Source organism: Paenibacillus sp. FSL H7-0350 (assembly GCF_038593195.1).
Taxonomy (GTDB): Bacteria; Bacillota; Bacilli; order Paenibacillales; family Paenibacillaceae; genus Paenibacillus_AQ.
In genome coordinates, this window is the sequence record NZ_CP151972.1 from 4,737,858 (window position 1) to 4,759,306 (window position 21,449).

The 21,449-nt window shown below is 56.8% G+C and carries 11 protein-coding genes; 9 read left to right on the forward strand and 2 right to left on the reverse strand.

What is annotated here, in order from left to right; genetic code table 11:
- Positions 1–7 precede the first annotated feature (7 nt).
- On the reverse strand, positions 8–1,624 hold the full coding sequence (locus NYE24_RS21765) for a response regulator (RefSeq protein WP_076155685.1): 1,617 nt from the start codon (positions 1,622–1,624) through the stop codon (positions 8–10).
- On the reverse strand, positions 1,599–3,491 hold the full coding sequence (locus NYE24_RS21770; protein ID WP_342476649.1) for a sensor histidine kinase: 1,893 nt from the start codon (positions 3,489–3,491) through the stop codon (positions 1,599–1,601). The genes NYE24_RS21765 and NYE24_RS21770 overlap by 26 nt, the downstream gene beginning before the upstream one ends.
- A 79-nt stretch (positions 3,492–3,570) precedes the next feature.
- On the opposite strand from NYE24_RS21770, the gene NYE24_RS21775 reads away from it, so the two are divergent.
- The 9 genes from NYE24_RS21775 (at position 3,571) to NYE24_RS21815 (ending at position 20,879) form a co-directional block, all read left to right on the forward strand.
- Positions 3,571–5,046, forward strand: a complete 1,476-nt coding sequence (locus tag NYE24_RS21775) for an extracellular solute-binding protein (RefSeq protein ID WP_342476650.1) — start codon at positions 3,571–3,573, stop codon at positions 5,044–5,046.
- A 262-nt stretch (positions 5,047–5,308) separates the two neighbouring features.
- Complete coding sequence (locus NYE24_RS21780; protein ID WP_342476651.1) at positions 5,309–7,837, forward strand: collagen-like protein; 2,529 nt, start codon at positions 5,309–5,311, stop codon at positions 7,835–7,837.
- Between the two features lie 657 nt (positions 7,838–8,494).
- A complete protein-coding gene (locus NYE24_RS21785; RefSeq protein ID WP_342476652.1) occupies positions 8,495–9,484 on the forward strand; it encodes an ABC transporter permease subunit in 990 nt (329 codons plus the stop codon).
- 45 nt (positions 9,485–9,529) lie between these two features.
- Positions 9,530–10,423, forward strand: a complete 894-nt coding sequence (locus NYE24_RS21790) for a carbohydrate ABC transporter permease (protein WP_342476653.1) — start codon at positions 9,530–9,532, stop codon at positions 10,421–10,423.
- A 54-nt stretch (positions 10,424–10,477) separates the two neighbouring features.
- Positions 10,478–12,031: an ABC transporter substrate-binding protein gene (locus NYE24_RS21795; RefSeq protein ID WP_342476654.1), complete on the forward strand. Its 1,554-nt coding sequence runs from the start codon at positions 10,478–10,480 to the stop codon at positions 12,029–12,031.
- 131 nt (positions 12,032–12,162) lie between these two features.
- The gene (locus NYE24_RS21800; protein WP_342476655.1) at positions 12,163–15,675 is read left to right on the forward strand and encodes a carbohydrate-binding domain-containing protein; all 3,513 of its coding nucleotides are present in this window, start codon (positions 12,163–12,165) and stop codon (positions 15,673–15,675) included.
- Positions 15,676–15,813: 138 nt separating this feature from the next.
- Complete coding sequence (locus NYE24_RS21805) at positions 15,814–17,541, forward strand: glycoside hydrolase family 3 N-terminal domain-containing protein (RefSeq protein ID WP_342476656.1); 1,728 nt, start codon at positions 15,814–15,816, stop codon at positions 17,539–17,541.
- Complete coding sequence (locus NYE24_RS21810; protein WP_342476657.1) at positions 17,538–18,842, forward strand: glycoside hydrolase family 88 protein; 1,305 nt, start codon at positions 17,538–17,540, stop codon at positions 18,840–18,842. The genes NYE24_RS21805 and NYE24_RS21810 overlap by 4 nt, the downstream gene beginning before the upstream one ends.
- 15 nt (positions 18,843–18,857) lie before the next feature.
- Positions 18,858–20,879: a hypothetical protein gene (locus tag NYE24_RS21815; RefSeq protein WP_342476658.1), complete on the forward strand. Its 2,022-nt coding sequence runs from the start codon at positions 18,858–18,860 to the stop codon at positions 20,877–20,879.
- Positions 20,880–21,449: the final 570 nt, after the last annotated feature.

Sequence of the window (21,449 nt, forward strand, 5' to 3'; positions counted from 1 at the left end):
CGGCGGCCTAACCCTTGGCCGAACGGAATTTGAGCGGGTGCAGGCCGGTGGTTTTTTTGAAAACTGTACTGAAATAATGGGGATTCTCATAGCCGACCCGCTCCGAGATCTCCATGACCTTCAGGTCCGTGGTCAGCAGCAGCTCCTTCGCCTTGCCTATGCGGATCTGGGTGATATAGTCGGTAATGGTTCCCCCGGTCTCCTTCTTGAATAGCAGACTGATGTAGTTAGGTGTCAGAAATACGTCCTCGGCAATCCTGGACACGGACAGCTCTGAGGCGTATCCCTCCTGAATGATGATACGGATGCTGCTGACGATCCGGCTGTTCCTGGAGGTATTCTTGCCTGCCACATAAGCGCTTAGGTCATGCAGGAGCGACAGCATATACGCCTTAAGGCCGGTGATGGTGGTCTGCTGGTACAGCTTATCCATGATGCTAATCCGGTCGCTCAGCACCTGACCGATATCTTCATCAATCTCATATAGAGCTCTGGCGGAGGTGAAAATCATCTCTGCGCAGAGGCTCTGCACATATTCAATTCTATGCTTGTGCCCGGCCAGCCCGCCAAAGAGCTGCTCCATCAGCCGGGTGACGGTGTCCGTATGTCCTGCCTTCAATTCATTCATCAGCCGGGCCTGGAGTTTATAGATAAAGGTGCTCTGCAGCTTCTCCGTGTCGGGTTGGATATCCTTGATGTAGAGGACGGAGGCAGGCCCGGTATAGAATTTGTACACCAGCGCGGCCAGCGCATCCTTATAGGAATCCTCAAGCTGGCCCGCCAGCGGACAAGCCCGCCCGATGCCGACGGAGGCGTCCAGCCGCAGATACTTCTGAATGTTGGCGATAATCTGCCCGCAGGTCCCGGAGATGGAGTGGGACGGAGGCGTCTGCGGGGTGCAGAACACCAGGATGAACTCGTTCTCGCTAGCCACGAAGCTGATGGCGCAGGGGTAGCTGTCCAGGCTCTCCTGAATGATATTCTGAATGGAAAAATAAAGCAGCTGCTTGTGCTCCTCCGAGTATTTATCCACCGCGCTCCGGTATTCATCCAGCTGGAGCACACAGACGCTGAGAAGCGTCCCCTGCTGGAAGGGCAGTGCGAAGTACTGTATCTTCTGCCAGATCTCCTCCTCCTTGCGGTAGAGGCCGGCGATCAGATTCTGGAGGAATTTCTCCCGCAGCAGCGGCATATTGTCTTGAAGCTGCTGCTTAAGCTGCTCCATATCCAGCTGCTGCCCGCGTTCCTCTGTCAGCTTGGCCACAGCCTGGCGGAAGACACTGCGGATCTCGGGCAGCTTGACAGGCTTCAGAATATATCCCTCTGCATGGATCTTCAGCGCTTCCCGGGCGTAGGAGAAGTCCTGGGCGCCGCTGATAATAATAATCCGGGTCCGGCAGCCTGCCTCCCGCAGCTTCTCTGCTACCTCCAGGCCTCCCATTAATGGCATCATAATGTCGGTGAACAGGATATCCGGCCGGAGCTTCAGGCATAATTCGTACGCTTCCAGCCCGTCCGAGGCTTCCCCGATAATCTCAATCCCGAACTCTTCCAGCCAATCGAACACACGGATCAGACTGCTGCGGATAAACGGCTCGTCATCCGCTACGATCATCGTTAACATCTTCATTCACCTCATTCCAAGTAGTGACCACCGGGAACCGGATGACAGCCAGCAGACCGCAGCCGTCTTCGGTATTGTCGTAATAACGGATGCCGTAGGATTCTCCAAAAAACTGCCGGATCCGCATATGTACATTGCGGATGCCGTAAGACTGGTTGCCCGGCTGCGGGTCTGCCAGCAGCTGGTTCAGCCGTGCGGGATCTGCGCCTATTCCATCGTCGAACACGGAGATGCTAAGCAGCTCCTGCGTCTGCTCTACCCGGATACGGATCGTGCCTGTACCCCGCCGCTGCTGAATCCCGTGAATCAGGGCATTCTCCACCAGCGGCTGAAGACTGAGCTTCACCACCAGACATTCCTCTGCCAGAGCCCGGTCTGTCTCCTCCAGCTCATAGTGAAGCCGGTCCTGGAACCGGAACTGCTGAATCTGCAGATAGCTCTCGACCTGCCGCAGCTCATCGCGGAGCGGGATAATATTGCGTCCCTTACTTAGACTGTATCTGAAGAAGTCCGAGAGTGAGGTGACCATGCTGCTGATCTCGGGAATATCGTGGTTAATGGCAATCCAGTTAATGGAGTCCAGGGTGTTGTAGAGAAAATGCGGATTGATCTGGGCCTGGAGCATTTGCAGCTCGGCTTCCTTTTTGCGCAGCTCGGTGACGTAGAGCTTGTCGATCAGCGCCTTAATCTGCTGGAGCAGCTTGTTGTAGCGGTTGAATAAATAGGAGAATTCGTCCTTGCGCCGGTAGCGGATGGGGATATTGAAGTTCCCGCTCTCGGCATGCGACATCGACTGGATGAATTTGCGGATCGGTGCGGAGATATTCTCGGACAGCAGCAGCGCCATCAGGAAGGAGACGAGCATGCAGATGACAATTACGACGTACATCACCCGGCGGAAGGAGATCAGCTCCCCGTTAAGCTCGCGGACAGGTGAGAAGGACAGGATGGTCCAGCCGGTGTTCTCCAGGGTCTTGTACGAGACGAGCATCTCCTCACTGCCGATGGAGTGGCGGAAGGAATGCAGAGCGGACGGGTAGTCTGGTGGGGGCGGGTTACCGGTGTTGTCAGTATGGTCTGTAGTCAAGCTAAGCTTGCTGTAATAATCCTGGGCCGCGATATTCTGGCCGATGAGTGACGGCTCGGGGCTGATGGCGATGGTTCCGGACTTGTCTGCGATATAGACCTTACTGCCGGGCGTGGGCTTATAATGCTCCAGGAGCGTACCGAATTCGGCCGCCGGGATATCTAGGGTGAGCAGCCCGACATAGGGCAGTTGTGCATGCCGGATACCGAACAGGCGCTTCGCGAATTTGAGGGTGAACCGGGAATCCAGCGAGCTAAGGCCGACCACGGCAAAATCTGCTTTGGCCGGAATGCTTAAATACCAGGGCTTCAAGGTGATAAGATCAATATTGAATACACGGCGCGAGAAGTTATATTGGGTATATTCCGGCCGGTTCAGCATATAGAGCATAGGAACGAAGTTGCTGCCGGAGGTCCCGTTCGCGGGGAAATCCTCAAGGATTTTGCTAAGGGCGGCCAGTTCATTAATGATTCCGGTACTGTCTGTTGGCCGGTTGGAGGAGATGAGGTCCGCGAATTCAGAATTCAGGTACAGCGCAGTCATGGCTTGATTGGCGGCTTCGAACCGGCGGGCCAGATTATCCTGAACCAGATTGAAGTTATTCTCAATCGATGTATTCATATTCCGGGTAATGATCCCGGCGGATTTGTTATAGATGGTGACCGAGATGATCGTAGTCGGGAGAAGAACGAGGAAGAGGAAGTAGAGAATCAGGCGGCTGCGGATGCTGAAGTTATAGAGGAAGAGTGCCTTCGACAACGAATCGTAATATTTCTTCATCGGAGTCCTCCTTCCAGGGTAATAATTGGTATACATTGTAAAACGCGTGAAGTCAGGATGTCAACGCAGGAGGTGCGGTGTGAAAAGGTTACTGTTCTATTTTATTGCCGTCTTAGGCTGCGGGCTGGCTATTTACACTCTTGGTTATAACCGCCCGCTGCTGCCGGACCTCACCCCGGACGAGGAGGCCGTACCAGCGGAGCAGACCACCAGGGTGAGGGTCGCCCTGTCTGACTGGACGGAGAATCTGGAAGTGAAGAATGCCATCAGCCATTATAATAAAACGAATCCCGATCAGATTGAGATTGTGCCCATGAACCTTGCAACAGATGCCTACGACGATACCTTGAATATGCTGATGACCTCCGGGCAGGGGCCGGATGTGTTCAGTCTCGATAACGCCTGGCTGGCCACATATGTAAACAAGGGGTATCTCGCTAATCTGTCTGCGGACCTGGATGCCGGATGGCTGCTCCGGTTCCCGGTATGGGCCAGGAAGTACGCGTCCGGCTCGTTGTTCAAGGGCGGAATCTACTTCATGCCCTCCAGTATTGATACCGTGCGCCTCATCTACAATAAGCAATTGTTCCGGACCGCCGGACTAGACCCGGAGCAGCCTCCCCTTACCTTCGCCGCACTGGAGCAGGCGGCCCTGCAGATCAGCCGGGCCGGAGCACCGGTGAACAAATACGGCTTCGCGTTGCCCGCCGGGGATAGCCGGGCCAGTCTCCAGGCTGGGCTGGAGCTATCGAATACCTACAGCGGTTATTATCTTTATGATTACCGGTCGGGCCGTTATGACTTGAGTGTGTATGCTCCCTGGCTGCAGATGGTGCGGGAGATGAAGCAGCAGGGCAGCCTCTATCCGGGGGAGACTCTGCTGAAGCTGAGCAGCGCGCTCCGGCAATTCGCGGACGGCAATATCGGCATGATGTATGTTACCAGCAAAGATTATGTCAAGCTGCAGGAGTATATGCCTAAGGATGATTGGGGAGTAGCGCTCCCTCCGGCCGCGGACCTGTCACGGCGCGGAGCCGGGGCTCTGATGATGATCCCCCACGCTCCGCTGGTGGTGAACAGTTCGGCAGAGAGCCGGGAGGCTGCGGTGAAGGTCTGGCGTTTTCTTCAATCGAAGGAGTTCCTGGGCATGCTGTACCAGCAGGCGCTCGCCCTCCCGGTGACAGACGGGATTATGGATAAGCCGGGCACTTCACGCGGGCTGCGCCACTTCAGGGAATTCTATCCCACCGCAGCAGAATCGATCTACCCGCTCTCCCCGCAGATCATGGACCAATACGACCCGAATACGGTGTCGATGGAGCCGCGTTATTCAGGTGACCGTCCAAGAATGCAGCTGTACCTGAGGATCATCGCGGGGGACATTCCGCTGGACCAGGGACTGGGCAGCGAGAGTGAGCGGCTGAATCAGATGCTGGATATTGCAGCTACCGGGTATTCTTTTCGGCGTGAGGAGTATATCTATCCGCAGTTCGATCCCCGTTCCCCGTTATTGGGGGAGAGCCAGCAGAGCCGTTCAAGCAGCGGACGCGAATAGAATAGGCTTATATTCAGGGACCTTTCCCGGCCAGTGCGGCTCGCGGGAGGGTTCTTTTGTGTTGTCTCCTATTTATATGGGATGCCTGCCGGAATCTAGCTCTACTGCACACACCGTGCCGGAATCGCAGAATATTACTATATTGATCCATCTTTCTGCTGCTAGCTATCCTGCTAGCTTCTATGAAGTCAAAAGATAGATTAAGCGAGGAAAGGACAATCTAGCAGGACAGTACAAATCTACCATTAAAGGAGACAGTGAAATGACTCTACTATCTACAGGACCACTGGAAAATAATGCAGTAGGAGGGGTAAGACCCACCACACAGGTTACGGTCAGAATTGATAACCGCAGTAGTGTTGCAGCTTCTACAGTATCTTTACAAGGCTATTACATGCAGGGAGGCATGCGGGTACTGTATGTCAGTCAATCACTTAATGTAGCTGCCAATGAATCTATTACTTCTACTTATTTTGCGGATTTGGATGCTTTTGAATTTGTGTTTGACACTCCGGCTATTGTAGATGATCCGGTTCAAATCTCTGTGTGGGGCAAGAGCAGTACCGGCCAGCTCGTCACCGCCCACCGGCTGGTATCGGCTGAATTATTGGGCGATACTGGCGTAACGGGGGCCACTGGGGCTACTGGAGCAACAGGCGTGACGGGTCCGACAGGCGGGACCGGTGCGACTGGAGCTGGGGTGACCGGTGCGACTGGAGCTGGGGTGACTGGAGCGACCGGGGCAACGGGTCCGACAGGTGCAACAGGTGTGGGAGTGACCGGGGCGACCGGAGCTGGGGTGACTGGAGCGACTGGAGCAACAGGCGTAGGAGTGACCGGGGCGACTGGAGCAACAGGCGTGGGAGTGACCGGGGCGACTGGGGCAGGTACGACCGGTGCGACTGGAGCGACTGGGGCAACGGGAGCAGGAGTGACCGGAGCGACTGGGGCAACGGGAGCAGGAGTGACCGGGGCGACTGGAGCAACGGGAGCAGGAGTGACCGGGGCGACTGGAGCAACAGGCGTGGGGGTGACCGGGGCGACTGGGGCAGGTACGACCGGTGCGACTGGAGCGACTGGGGCAACGGGAGCAGGAGTGACCGGAGCGACTGGGGCAACGGGAGCAGGAGTGACCGGGGCGACTGGAGCAACAGGCGTGGGAGTGACTGGAGCGACTGGGGCAACGGGAGTAGGAGTGACCGGGGCGACTGGAGCAACAGGCGTGGGAGTGACCGGGGCGACTGGAGCAACAGGCGTGGGAGTGACTGGGGCGACTGGGGCAACAGGCGTGGGAGTGACCGGAGCGACCGGAGCAACGGGAGCAGGAGTGACCGGAGCGACCGGAGCAACGGGCGTGGGCGTGACCGGGGCGACCGGAGCGACAGGCGTGGGAGTGACCGGAGCGACCGGAGCAACGGGCGCGGGAGTGACCGGAGCGACTGGAGCAACAGGAGTAGGAGTGACCGGAGCGACCGGAGCAACAGGCGTGGGAGTGACCGGAGCGACCGGAGCGACTGGGGCAACAGGAGTAGGAGTGACCGGAGCGACCGGGGCAACAGGCGTGGGAGTGACAGGTCCGACAGGTGCAACAGGCGTGGGAGTGACCGGAGCGACGGGAGCTGGGGTGACTGGAGCGACAGGAGCAACAGGCGTGGGAGTGACTGGAGCGACCGGGGCAACAGGCGTGGGAGTAACCGGAGCGACCGGGGCAACAGGCGTGGGAGTGACCGGAGCGACTGGAGCAACAGGCGTGGGAGTGACTGGGGCGACTGGGGCAACAGGCGTGGGAGTGACCGGAGCGACCGGAGCAACGGGAGCAGGAGTGACCGGAGCGACAGGAGCAACGGGAGCAGGAGTGACCGGAGCGACAGGAGCAACGGGCGTGGGCGTGACCGGGGCGACCGGAGCGACAGGCGTGGGAGTGACCGGAGCGACCGGAGCAACGGGAGCAGGAGTGACCGGGGCGACTGGAGCAACAGGCGCGGGAGTGACCGGAGCGACCGGAGCAACAGGCGTGGGAGTGACTGGGGCGACTGGGGCAACAGGCGCGGGAGTGACCGGGGCGACTGGAGCAACAGGCGTGGGAGTGACCGGGGCGACCGGAGCAACAGGCGCGGGAGTGACCGGAGCGACCGGGGCAACAGGCGTGGGAGTAACCGGGGCGACTGGAGCAACAGGCGTGGGAGTGACCGGAGCAACAGGCGTGGGAGTAACCGGGGCGACTGGAGCAACAGGCGTGGGAGTGACCGGAGCGACTGGAGCAACAGGCGTGGGAGTGACCGGGGCGACTGGAGCGACCGGCCCGAATTTTGCGACAGAAGGATTTTCCGCCTTCCTGCCGACATTCTCGGTCACGACCAGTACTCAGCTGACCGGCTGGACTGTGACTACGCCTTACTATGATAGTGCGACATTTAATGAGACTACGGGCAACTACACGATACCGGTATCCGGCAGATATTCGTTTGAGGCAACCATTAACTACAGCACTACGGCTGCCATCTCGGTTGCATTGGGAACGGGAATTGATCCGGCTTTTGTAGTGCGGAGAACATCCCCGACAGTAACGGATCTGGTAACCGGATTGTTCCCGCTGCTCAATGTTAACATCGCGCTTCTGCTGACTCTGCGGACAATTCTTGGTAATGGTACAGTCACTCTAACGGGTGAAGTCGAGCTGAGTGCAGGTGATGTCATCGGCCTCTTTTATGCAGCAGATGGATTAACCGTGCCGTTAGATCTTGGAGGTGTCTCCTCGGGCATTGTGTGGTCTGTTCACAGACTGACCTAATCCCGGCAGGCAGATCAAGCGCATAAGCTTCAGTTAAAAGAGCGTTCCACAGCGGTCATCGTGGAGCGCCTTTTTGTTGTTGTATTTGGACAAAGTGAGTCTACATTTGTTGGTAAGAATTCTTTGAATGATTCGTAGAGTGACTTGATTACTGAATGTGGCTGAAGGGTCGCCGGGAGGAGCAGGAGTGAATCTAATATCACCGGTTAAAGGCTGCAATTGTGATCACATGCAGTCGTATGGCGATGGCCGGAATGTATACGAAAAACAGCATACATTGTGATCACATGCAGGCGCATAGTCCGAATGTATGTGAAAAACAGCATACAATGTGCTCACATGCAGGTGTATGGCCGGAATGTATGTGAAAAACAGCATACAATGTGCTCACATGTAGGCACATGGCCTGTATGTATGCGGAAAACAGTATACAATCGGTGCTGGCGCGCAGGTAATCCCAATCATCCGGTAGGATGATTTTGTTGTTTTTTCCGTCCGCGTGACCGCCGTTTCGGTTTGGCCGGAAGCGAGGCCCTTCCAAACTCCGTAGGATTTTGAACTTTTATTATAGATGGCCTTATTTAGCAGGGGGCCGCCTGCAGGTACACTTAAGTCAGGGAAGAGAGGGATCGCTGAAGGAATCAGGAGGCGGAAGGAATGATTACAGAGAAGAAGAGAAGTGTGGCGGGTACAGGCAGCAGCAGCTTGCCGGCAGGCCGGAACACACAGAAGAGACACGGGCTGAAGCATCTGCTGAAGCATAAGGTGCTGCTGCTGATGCTGCTGCCGGGCGTAGTATTTTTGCTGATCAACAATTATCTGCCGATGTTCGGAATTGTAATCGCGTTCAAGAATATCAACTATGTAGACGGGATTCTTGGCAGTCCGTGGGTGGGGCTGGATAACTTCAAATTCCTGTTCGCCACCTCGGATGCCTGGATTATCACCCGCAATACGGTGCTCTACAACTTCGTGTTCATTGTGCTCAATCTGGTTTTTGCCGTATCCATTGCGGTTGCCCTGAATGAGCTGAGGAACAAGCTGGCCGCCAAATTCTATCAGAGCATCATGTTCTTCCCCTACTTCCTGTCGATGGTGGTGGTGAGTTATCTGGTGTTCGCTTTTCTGAATGTTGAATACGGTTTCATTAATAAAGGGGTCTTCGCCCTGTTCGGGCTGGATGAGCTGAACTGGTATTCGGAGCCGAAGTACTGGCCGTTCATTCTGCCGCTGATCAATCTCTGGAAAGGGGTAGGCTATGGCTGTGTCATCTATCTGGCGGCCATCATCGGCATTGACAACGAGTACTATGAAGCGGCCCTGATCGACGGCGCCAGCAAGTGGAAGCAGATCCTGCACATCACGATTCCGCTCATCCGGCCGGTCATTATTATTACAACGATTCTGGCGATCGGGGGCATCTTCCGCTCTGACTTCGGGCTGTTCTACCAGACCACGCTGAACTCCGGGGCACTGTATCCGACCACGCTGGTCATCGACACTTACGTCTATAACGCGCTGATTAACATGGGCAACCTCGGGATGTCCGCAGCGGCCGGATTATACCAATCGGTGGTCGGCTTCTTCCTGGTCCTCGGCTCGAACTGGATCGTGCGCAAGGTCGATAAGGATCAGGCGGTGTTCTAGATAAAAGTCAGGCGGTGCACGTACCCTAAGAAGGAGTGGAAATCCGTGGCTAATAACGAAATATCCAGATTCACTAACGTTCTCCTCCATATTATTTTTATCATCCTGTCGCTGGCCTGCCTGCTGCCGATTGTACTCGTCTTCATGATCTCCATTACCGACTACGATTACATCGTGCGCAACGGGTATCAATTCTTCCCGGAGAAGCTTAGCCTGGAGGCTTACGCGTATATCTTCAAGGATTACAGTGTGGTGCTGCGGGCCTACGGCATCTCGTTCTTCGTCACCATTACCGGAACGCTGGTCAGTGTGTTCATCTCTTCCCTATATGCGTATCCGATCTCGCGGGCCGATTTCCGGTACCGGGGGGTGTTCGCCTTCCTGATTTTCTTCACTATGCTCTTCGGAGGCGGTTTGGTGCCGTGGTATATGGTCTACACCCAGGTGCTGGACCTCAAGAATTCGATCTGGGCACTGGTCGTGCCGATGCTGCTGTCCCCGTTCAATGTGCTGATTATGAAGACTTACTTCCAGATGAGTGTACCGCCTGCGCTGATTGAAGCCTCTACGATCGACGGGGCGGGGGAGCTGCGGACATTCTTCAAGATTGTATTTCCGCTGTCCCTGCCGGTCTTCGCCACGATTGGGCTGTTCAATACGCTGCATTACTGGAACGACTGGTTCAACAGCATGATCTTCATCACCGATACAGACCTCTATTCCCTCCAATATCTGATGTACAAAATGATCTCCCAGGCCGATTACCTGAGCCGCAACGGGGCACTCATTCAAGGCTCGGCTACCGAGCTGGCCAAATTGCCGGGCGAGACGATCCGCATGGCGATGGCGCTGATCGGCATTGGGCCGATTGTGCTGGCCTATCCGTTCTTCCAGCGGTATTTCATCAAAGGACTGACGCTCGGCTCTATCAAAGGCTAACCTCGGAACCTACCGATTAGCATATATTTGTTCCATCAAGGGGAGGAAAAAAGTATGGCAGGTAAAAAAGTCACAGGTCTGCTGCTGTCGCTTGTACTGATAGCCGGGTTCACCCTGGCCGGATGCTCGGGGAACAACGGCAACACAGCGGCGCCTACAGAGAAAGCGGGAGAGAGTACCACGGCTCCGGCGGCAACGAAGAAAGCTGCTGCCACGGAAGCGGCCGGAACAGAAGCGCCGGGTACGCTTGCACCGGTGGAGCTGTCCCTGTATCTGCCCGGCGGGCCGGATACGGATGTGGCATCCGTAGAGCAGGAGATCAACGCCTACCTGAAGGATAAAATCAACGCCACCCTCAAGATCAACCAGCTAAGCTGGGATAAGCCGGCTGACAAGGTTAACCTGATGATCCAGTCCGGCGAGGTGTTCGACATGGTCTATACCTGGAACTTCATGACCAATGCCGCGAAGGGAGCGTATCTGCCGCTGGAGGAGCTGCTGGATACCTATGCCAAGGAGACGAAGGCACAGATCAATCCCGCCTACCTGCAGGCGGCTACCGTCAACGGACATTTGTATGCGGTTCCAACCGAGAAGGAGCTGGGGCAGTCGGTCGGGTTTGCTTTTGACAAAGCAATTGTCGATAAATATGGCTTCGATGTGAACAGCCTCCAGAAGCTGGAGGATATTGAGCCGATGCTGAAGACGATTAAGGAGAAGGAGCCGGCGCTCTCCCCGCTGTTCATGAACCATACCGACAGTCTGCACTGGTTCACCGCGTATCCTGACAGCGAGGACTTGGACGGCAGCAATGATATCCCGACTCTGCTCGATTACAAGACCATGAAGGTGTTCAACGAATACGACACGCCAGCCATGACGGAGCGGCTGAAGCTGATCCGCAGCTGGTATGAAGCGGGCTATATCAACAAGAATGGAGCTACAGACAAGACCGAGCTGAAGGATGCGGTAAAAAGCGGCAAAGCCTGGTTCGTCTACGGCAACATGAATCCGACCTCCACCAATGACTGGACCCGGCTCGCTGAGAAGCCGATGATCATCAAGACACTGCTGCCTGTTCAGGTCAGCACTAAGAGTCTGCAGGGCTCGATGCTCGCCATCTCCAGAACCTCGAAGAACCCCGAGCGGGCTATGATGTTCATGAACCTGATTCACACCGATCCGGTGCTCTACAACCTGCTGACCTTCGGCATTGAGGGCAAGCACTACAAGAAGCTGGAGAACAATACCGTAGAGTTCATTGCGGACAGCGGCTATAACTCCGTATCCTCCTGGATGATCGGCAATGTGCTGCTGAACTACCTGAATAAGGATGAAGATCCGAAGCGCGTGCAGCTCTATACGGACTGGAATAAGAATTCGAATATTTCACCGGTCATCGGGTTTGTGTTCGATTCGACCAAGGTGCAGTCACAGATCGGGGCGCTGATCAACATTACGAAACAGTATAAGAACACCCTGTTCTCCGGGGAAAAGGACCCTGAGCCGGTCCTGAAGGAGATGAACAGCAAGCTGAAGGCCGCAGGCCTGGACGCTGTGATTACGGAAATTCAGAGTCAGCTCGACGCTTTTCTGGCCGCCAAATAAGCAGTAGAGGCCATAGCACGCCCGGTATCCGGCAGCAGCAGTCACGCGGCCGCCTGCGGCAGGTACCGGGTATTCTCTTTCGCAAATCCAGCCTTTGGGGAGCCCCTATCTGATCAAGAGAGGGTGTTACTATGCGAATTCAGAGAATCACAGGCAAATTGCTCATTGCAGTTCTGGTATGGATGTCTGCATCATTGCCCGGAGCACGAATTAGCTCTGCCGAAATGCCGCCTGCACAGGTGGTTGTGGAAGACAGCGAGTCCGCTGCTGCGTCCCAACCGCCTGTGTCTGAGCAAGAATCCGTCAATAACAGTACCGTTACAGAGGATACCTACCAGCCGACTACACAGCTCTGGCAGCTCGGCGAGCATGATAACAGCTCGGCAGAATTTACAGTGTATCAGGATGTGTATAGTGAGAATATTACCCTCCCCGTAAATCCCGTGAACTGGAATACGATCTCCCGCGGCATGAAGCTGGACCGCAACGGCACGATGACACTTACCTTCAATCTAACAGAAGTCCCCCTCTATGGTACAGAATTCAGCTTCAAGGTACTGGATGCAAGCACCGCTATTCCACAGCTGGCCGTATTTACCAACGGCAGCTTCAGCGGGCTGATTCAGATTACCGGGCTGAACGACGGAGAGACCCCCCTTACGAAGACGTGGAAAGAAACCTATAGACTCTACATTCCCCCAGAACAGCTGAAGTCCGGCAGCAATGAGCTGAAGCTGACCGTGGACCGCGGGCTATACGCCGATCCGCAGGTACCCGGCTATGACGGAGACAGGTACCTGTGGTTCGAGTGGGATTATCTCAGGCTGGACGGATTGACTGAGCCGGCGGCCGAGCCTATCCACGGACGGTATGTCCATCTGGGAAGCACGATTGCCGCCTCGACCTTCCGGTATGACGAGCATGCAATCCGCCATCTGGCGCCGATGACCAAGTGGCTGGGCATTGCCTACAGCGGCAACTGGATGCGCACCTCCTTCTGGTCCGATACGAGCGCAGGCTGGGACCCGCAGGGCCGCAAGTACCTGGAGACACTGCGCGACCTCAATCTTACCCCGATGATCAATATCATCGGCGGCAACTGGAAGACTAACAGTGAGCTGGTGGCAGGGACGATCAGCTCCGCGCTGAGAAGCTATTATAGCGGATTTGTCAGCAAATTCGGCGATCTGTACCAGTATGCCGAGACAGGCAATGAGCCGGGATTGTTCGGCTGGGCACAGAAGGCGGTGCTGGCGCTACATGAAATGATGGACGAGGAGAGGCAGACGAACAGCCAGCCGTACCTGAAAATTGTCGCCCCGGGCTGGGCATACTGGCCGTATAATGGAAGCCCTGACGGCTGGGAACGGGATGCCGCCCAGCGGGCACCGATTGAAGCGCTGTCGGATGTGTCCAACGGACACAGCTATGGCGGGACCGGGGTCCAGCCGTTGCCGGGCGGCAGCCTGTATGAGAATCTGCGGGTGTATGGCGATTCGGAGGAAGGCTTCGGCAAAGAAATGGCCATGAGCGAGACCGGCAGCAACGACAATCATTCCGACAATACGAAATACGGCACGTATGCTTACAGGTTCGCTTCTGCTTTTGACCGGGAGCTGCGGGGGAATATCGGTTATGTCGATCATATTATGCAGCACGCCGCTTTCTTCAATGACGGGACGGAGTTTGGGCTGTTCGATTCTGCGATTAATTGGAACACGCACCGCTATGAAGATACTGCGGCGGTACCGGCCAATATCAACGAATCCGGGGAGACCCGGCTGAAGACGTTCCGCAGACTGGCCGCCGCTTATGCTACCCATGGAAGCCCGCTGGGCTACGAGGTGCTGAATCCGGCTGAGCTGACCGGGCTTAAGGCGTATTTCCGCGCAGTGGATACCTCGGCGCTGGGCACTTCGGCCATCGGGGCGGCTTCGGATAAAATCCTGCTGAACTTCGTGAATTTCGAGAAAACTCCGGTAACGATGCAGATCCGGGTTGCCATGCCTTCCAGCGGAGTGTATGCCGGGGAGCGGTTCGGTCCAGGGGAGACGTACGCCGCCGCCTACTCCCGCGTGGAGCTTACGGCAGACCCGTACATTACACTTACAGTAGCACTGGACGCGGGAGAGACGGTCCAGTACATTCTGGATGAGCAGGACAATACGCTGCCTGCTTCTCCGGGCAATCCCGCGGCAACAGCCGTAAGCCATGAGCAAATCCGGCTGACCTGGGCGGCTTCCACAGACAACGATGCTGTCGTGAGCTATAACGTCTACCGTGACGGCGGAGCGGCTCCGGTGATGAATATTCCGGGACGGCTGACCTTCTGGAGTGACTATACCGTAGCGCCGCAGACCACTTACAGCTACATCGTGCAGGCCGTGGATGACTCCGGCAATGTATCGCCTCCCAGCGCAGCCGTTACAGCGACCACACCGGTCATGCCGGTTACACCGCATGCCGCCGGAGATCCGTCCAAGTTCGAGGCCGAAGCTACCGCCTTCGCCCTGCCGCTGAGGACCGGCAATAACAGCAGCGCCTCGGGCGGTAAGGTGGTGGAGCAGACGCATAGCGGAGGCTTAGCGATCCAAGGCTTCCACTCCGAGAACGGAGGCAGCTACACCTTAACGATTGCATACGCTTCCAATGAAGAGTCGAAGAAAAATATTCTCGTGAACGGTGTGAAGCAGTCCACAGTAACATTGCCCTCCACGGGCAGCTGGACCGCGAATCTGACCTCACGGCAGTATGGGATTACCCTCCAGCCGGGCTATAACACCATCAGCTTCACCTCGGCCGGGAAGGGCGCGAACCTTGATTATTTCAAACTGGAGGAGGGGCTGTATGTTCCGCTCTCCCACTGGTATCCGGCCGCACACGATCATCCGTACATTGACTATACGGGATTCACGCCAGCGCCGAATGGAGTCTCCCATGTGACCTATGAGGAGGATGCCACGGCCGCCTTCAGCTTCAATGGCATCGGCGTCCGCTGGAGATCGGATATCAAGAGCGATATGGGCAGCGCGGATGTCTACGTCGATGGCGAGTTTAAGGAGACTGTAGTGATTCCGCAGGCGGGGCTGGAGGGCGATCATAAAATTGTCTATGAGCTGACGGGCCTTGCGTACGGGCTGCACCGGATTGAGATTGCAGGCAACGGCGGAAAGGTAATGGTCAGCGGGCTGGAATATGAGAGCTACGAGTCTGTGCTGCCGGTGCCGGGGCCGGATCTGACGGTGACGGATATCGGCTGGAATATCGTGAACAGCAATGGAAGTCCTTCCCCGCACAGCACGCCGCAGCTGGGTGACTCCCTGATCTTCTGGGCCAAAGTGAAGAACATCGGGGTCCGCCCCACACCGCTGAACGCTTCGACCGGACTCGGTCAGATTACCGGCGGCGCCTTCTCGGTCAATGGCGGAGTGGTTTCATGGACAGATACGAATACCAGTGTGATTCAGCCGGGCGAGGAGATCACCCTGACGGCTAACGCCAGTGCCCAGGGCACCCCCCGGTGGACGGTGCCGACCATCGGCGAATTCACAGTCAGCTTTTTTGTGAATGATATCTGGCGGTATGCGGAGATGAACAAGGAGAACAACAAGCGGGGGCAGACGCTGCTGATCAGTCTGCCCTGACGGGCAAAGCCGGATGGACAGATCACCGCAGGCGGTTTATAGAATTTTGAACTTATATTATAGCTGGCTGTATGTAGAGCAGCTTCGCTATCCGGTACACTGAATGGGAACAGAACCTGCCGGGAGGAGTCGGAATAAATGCAGAAGCCGTTAAGCAAGGAAGAACAGGAATGGGTGGAGGATACGCTTGAAGCGATGAGTCTCCGTGAGCTGATCGGGCAGACGATGCAGGACCATGCGGGCAGGCTGCCGTTCAGAGGGGATGATGAGGCAGGCCTCCGCCGGTATCTGGAGCAGTATCCGGTGGGCAGCTTCTTCATCGGCGGTGAGGTCATTCAGAAGGCCGCGGGCAAAGCGGAGGATTACCGGGACTGGGCGGGAATGCTGCAGGGCATCAGCAGGTTCCCGCTGCTGTTCTCCGGTGATCTGGAATTCGGGGCAGGCTCGGCCGTGAGGAGTCTCACGGCCTTCCCGCCGCTCCTTGCACTTGCCGCCGCCGATGATGAAGCGCTGGCTTATGAATACGGCAAATATACCGCGCTGGAAGGCAGGGCGGCGGGGTTCACCTGGGCGCTGGCCCCGGGCACCGATCTGCTGCTGAACTGGATGAATCCCGTGATTACGACCCGTTGTCTCGGCGATGAGGCCGGACGGGCGGCACGCCTGGCTGCCGCTGTTATGCGGGGCATGCAGGAGCATGGCCTTGCGGCATGCGCCAAGCATTTTCCTGGTGACGGGGTCGATTACAGGGATCAGCATATCATTACTACGGTGAACAGCTTATCTGAAGAGGACTGGTTCTCCACGTACGGGCAGGTGGCTGGAGAGATGATTGATCAGGGTGTGATGTCCTATATGACCGGACATATCGCCCTTCCCTGGATTGAAGATGGGGCAGGCGGTGCCGGATCGAAGCCGATTCCGGCAACCGTCTCTGAACGGATTACAACAGGATTGCTGCGGGAGCGGCTGGGCTTCGATGGAGTGGTGTTGTCAGATGCGCTGGATATGGGCGGGTTCTTATCCTGGGGAGACTATACGCAGCGCATCATAGACTGCTTCAATTGCGGTACGGATGTGCTGCTCTGGCCGGGAGTGCGGTACTTCGCGGTGATGGAGCAGGCGGTGGAGGATGGACGCGTCAGCCGGGAACGGCTGAAGGCCAGTGTCCGGCGGATTCTGGAAATGAAGGCGCGGCTTGGCGTGCATGCTGCCCGCGCCGGGGGAGAGGACGGTAGGGCACTGCCGCTGCTGGACGACAAGCTGCTGCCTGGTCTGGACCGGCAGGTCAGACAGTTCAGCCGCGAGCTGGCCGGACGCTGCATTACTCTGGTGCGCAACCGCACCGGCCAGCTGCCGCTGAATCCCCGGGCGGTCCGGCGGGTGCTGGTCATCATGCTGAACAAGGTGACGGAGGGGCGCAGATATGAGCGGATGAATCTGTTTGTGGAGCAGCTTAAGGCCAGGGGGCTTGCGGTCGATATTCTGGATGAATTCGAGCCGCTGACGACGCTGCGGCAACGGGAGCTGTCCGGGGTCCGCTGGGATGCCGCCTTCGCTCCCTATTTCCTCCCGCTGCACGGAATGATGAACACCGCCCGTCCGGTAGGCGAAGCGGCCAAAGCGATCTGGGCCATGCAGCATGCGGAGACAGTCCGGCCGATCGGTATTTCGTTCGCTACGCCGTATCTGCTGCAGGACATTCCCTTCTTAGATACCCTGGTGAATGCGTACTCTCTGCATGAAGATACGGTGGAGCTGACGGTTAAAGCGCTGTTCGGAGAGATTCCGTTCCAGGGAAGCTCTCCGGTAAAGGCAGAGATTCCAGAGGGTGATTACGATTCAGGGAGGCTTCAGACGTCTTGACTATCAAGCGGGAATTAGAGAACAGGCAGGCATTAGAGCAGAAGCTGGAGCGTATCTGGGAATACATGCGCTCCGAACGGCACCAGGGCAATTGGGCCATGGATATAGATCACTGGGACTGGGTGCCCGGCGTGGGCGTAATCTCATTGCTGGAATATGGTACGGCGACTGATAAACAAGAGGTGACGGATTACCTGCTGTACTGGGTGAACCGGAATAAGCTGAAGGCCGAGGGGGTTCGGGTTATCAATTCCCTGGCTCCTTACGCGCTCTTTCCTGAGCTGTACCGGCTGACCGGAGACCCTTGGTTGCTCAGCCGGGCGCAGGAGGTTGCCGCATGGATGCTGGAGACTGCTCCCCGGACCAGGGAAGGGGCGCTGGAGCATACGGTGACAGAGGCAGTGGAATTCCCGGAACAGGTATGGGCCGATACGGTGTATATGGCCGTGCTGTTCCTCGCCCGGCTTGCCGGTCTGACCGGAGACCGGGAGCTTGCAGCCGCCGCCGTGCAGCAGACGCTGCTGCACCTTCGGCTGCTCCAGGACCCGGAGACAGGGCTGTTGTTCCATGGCTGGAACAGCCGGGCAGGCAGCCATATGTCGGCAGCCCGCTGGGCCCGGGCCAATGCCTGGGTGGCACTCGCGGTCCCGGAGATTGTGGCCGGGACCGGAAGCCTGACTGCTATTCCGCAGGAGCTATGCAGCCGCTACCGCAGGCTTGCTTCTGCGCTGCGGCAGGCTCAGGGGGCTAGCGGCTTGTGGCACACGGTGCTCGATCAGCCAGATTATTACGAGGAGACCTCGGCCAGCGCCGGCATTGCCTGCGGCTTCCTGAAGGCGGTGAAGAGCGGACTATTGGAGGATGCCTATCTGGAGTGCGTGGAGGCGGCCCTTGCGGGAATTCTTCCGCTTATCCTTGTAGACGGTGAGGTGCAGGGAGTCTCGGGAGGCACTCCGGTCATGCCCTCGATAGCCGCCTATAACACTATCGAGAGATATCCGGCACTGTACGGGCAAGGGCTGGTGATGCAGCTGCTGACAGAGGCATTGAATGCGGGGCATACGAAACAGTATGAAGGACATCGGGAGCGTCAAGAGCATGAGGAGCGTCAGGAGCGTCAAGAACATGAGGAGCGGCAGAGACGACAAGAGGACCGAGGTTGTCAAGAACATGAGGAGCGCCAGGGACGACAAGAGGACCAAGGGCGTCAAGAACATTCAGAGCGTCAAGGGGGGGCAGCAACGTCAGGAGGATCAGCAACGTCAGGCGCAATCCGAGGGGTTGGGTTCATTAAATGTTGAAGGGGAGGCAGGGGGATGACCGTGAAGGATAACGCAGAAGCGGGGTGTGGAGGGCTGGATCAGCGGCAACGGCTGATCCATAAGATGGCGGGGCTGGAATCCCGCTATGATCCGGCGATCTGCATGCTGCGCTCCCCGCTCAGCAGCCCGGGTTATCATACAACGCTGAAGCAGGCGGAGTTCATCCACTCCACCAGAGACTCGCTCAGCTATGCACTTGGACTGCTTGACACGGAGCTGGCCCGTTATGAACAGCGGGCATTCGATATTATCCTGCAGGTTATCTCCTTGCAGGATATGGACCCGGCGCATGATACCTTCGGCATCTGGTCCTGGTTCTATGAAGAGCCGCTGGACCAGATGGCTCCGCCGGACTGGAACTGGGCGGACTTCTGCGGCAGCCGACTGGTGCAGGCCCTTTCACGTCACGGCCACCGCTTCCCGGATGATCTGCGGGAAGCGGCCGTGTTGTCCATAGAGTGTGCCTGCGAAGCCATTATCCGGCGGAATGTCGGACCGGATTATACCAATATTGCGATAATTGGCGCGTTCGTGACCCGAATTGCCGGGGAGAAGCTGGGGCGTAAGGATTATGCGGACTATGGGCTGGAGCGGCTAAGGAGGCTACATGCTCATACCCTGAAGCATGGGGCCTTTCAGGAATACAACAGCCCGGTCTACACCTACATTGCCATTCTGGAGCTGTCGAAGCTTCAGTCCGAATCCTCGGACAGCAGGGTCAAGGCTTGGACCGGCGAGCTGCTTGAACTGACTTGGAGGACCGTGGCCGGGTATTATCATCCCGCCACGGCCCAGTGGTCCGGGCCGCATTCCCGCTGCTACGGGGTGCTGCTGGAGGACCAGAGCAAGGCGTTTCTGCAACTGGCGACTGGAGGAGCCGTGATGTTCTTCCCATGGGAGGAGCTGCCCTACGAAGAGGAATGGTATATGAGCGGCATCCATTGTCCCCCTGCTTATCTGGATCGATTCAAGGTTCCTGATACGAAGGAGGTAAGGCAGCGCTTGGAAGGGGAGGGAGAAGGAGAAGGAAAAGGAAAAGGGCGGGAGCTGGAGGAAGGACGGAGGGGAGAGCAGGGTAAGGATCGGGAACGGGGAGTGGAGCTGGAACTGGAGCTGGGGGAAGGATGGAAGGGGGAGCAGGGTCTGGGTCAGGTGCATAGGCATAGGCAGAGGCAGGAGTATGGCGGCAAGTGGGCGGTCACTTATATGACTCCGCAGTGGAGCATGGGTTCCTTCACCCACAGTGACCTGTGGAACCAAAGACGGCCGCTGCTGATCTATGCAGATCATTACGGTCAGCCTGCCTATATCAGGCTCCGCTGCCTGCATGACGGCTATGACTACTGCTCCGCACGCTTCCAATCGCTGCAGGAGGCAGGCCATGTGCTGTTCGGGATCGATTTTATAACGGATGGCGGGGATACTCATCCGAATCTGGACCGGACCGGCGGTGTGATTGCGGCCTCGGATCTGCGGCTGCGGCTGGAGGTTGGCGGCGCTCTGGAGGGAGTTACAGCCGGATTAACAGAGAAAGGTGCGGTGATCAGCATCGGAGGGACGGTGTTTAGCCTGACCACCTGGTTCGCGGCATTCAGCGGGCCAGTGGATGCAAGGAGCCGCTTGGCATGGGAGGTTCATAAGGCAGACGGCCACATGAATATCGATATGATTCTCTACGCCGGTCCGCGCAGGAGTCTGGATTTCACCTCCATGCAGCAGGCAGCGCTGGTGTTCTCTCTGGAGGTTCGGGAGGAGGGGGAGTTGAGCTTTGCCCCGCTTCTGGAGCCGACGGATGAGGGCGCGTTGCGGGTAAGCGGCGGAGGAGAGCACGGAGGGAGCAGAACGCAGAGAGTTGCAGGAAGGAAGGTGGCGGGAGAGAAGAGGGTCGACGAATGGAATCATGAGAATGAAGCGAATGTTGAGAAGGGAGAGCGGGGTGTAAGAGGCGTGAACAGCATGAATAGCATGAAGGGCGGATTCGTACTTAACCTGCGGCCCGCTCCGGGAGAGCGATGACATCACCGCTAAAAGGCTGAATGTATGCGAAATACCGAACACAATTTGCTGGCACAATGGCCGATGACCAAATGTATGTGAAAAACCGAATACAATGGGTGATGCGACGGGACATGATCCGAATGTATGCGAAAAACCGAATACAATGGGTGATGCGACCGGACATGATCCGAATATATGTGAAAAACTGAATACAATGGGTGATGCGACGGGATATGATCCGAATGTATGCGAAAACCCGAATACAATAGGCCAGTGCACCGCGCTTGGACTAAATGTATGCGAAAAACTGAATACAATTGGTGCTGTTGCGATGATGGATGGACGCCATGCTCCGCAGCCCGTAACATCGTAGAGAAATCCTGTAAGAAGTGCAGCAATACTGCCCCATAGAAACGGCTTATGCTGAAATCCAGCACGAAATGCAACAAAGCTAGCGTTAAGTTGTACTAAGCACCGGAATTCCTGCAAATGATGCAATAATGTACCATAGGCAGTAACATTTTTGGAAGAATCCTGCAAGATGTGCAACAATGCGATCCATACAAGCGGTCGGTGAGAGAGAATGCT

Excerpts from the sequence above, each read along its gene's own strand:
- NYE24_RS21785 (WP_342476652.1), top strand. The coding sequence starts at position 8,495 with ATGATTACAGAGAAGAAGAGAAGTGTGGCGGGTACAGGCAGCAGCAGC.
- NYE24_RS21780 (WP_342476651.1), top strand. The coding sequence starts at position 5,309 with ATGACTCTACTATCTACAGGACCACTGGAAAATAATGCAGTAGGAGGG.
- NYE24_RS21765 (WP_076155685.1), bottom strand. The coding sequence starts at position 1,624 with ATGTTAACGATGATCGTAGCGGATGACGAGCCGTTTATCCGCAGCAGT.
- NYE24_RS21805 (WP_342476656.1), top strand. The coding sequence starts at position 15,814 with ATGCAGAAGCCGTTAAGCAAGGAAGAACAGGAATGGGTGGAGGATACG.
- NYE24_RS21815 (WP_342476658.1), top strand. The coding sequence starts at position 18,858 with ATGACCGTGAAGGATAACGCAGAAGCGGGGTGTGGAGGGCTGGATCAG.
- NYE24_RS21770 (WP_342476649.1), bottom strand. The coding sequence starts at position 3,491 with ATGAAGAAATATTACGATTCGTTGTCGAAGGCACTCTTCCTCTATAAC.
- NYE24_RS21800 (WP_342476655.1), top strand. The coding sequence starts at position 12,163 with ATGCGAATTCAGAGAATCACAGGCAAATTGCTCATTGCAGTTCTGGTA.
- NYE24_RS21795 (WP_342476654.1), top strand. The coding sequence starts at position 10,478 with ATGGCAGGTAAAAAAGTCACAGGTCTGCTGCTGTCGCTTGTACTGATA.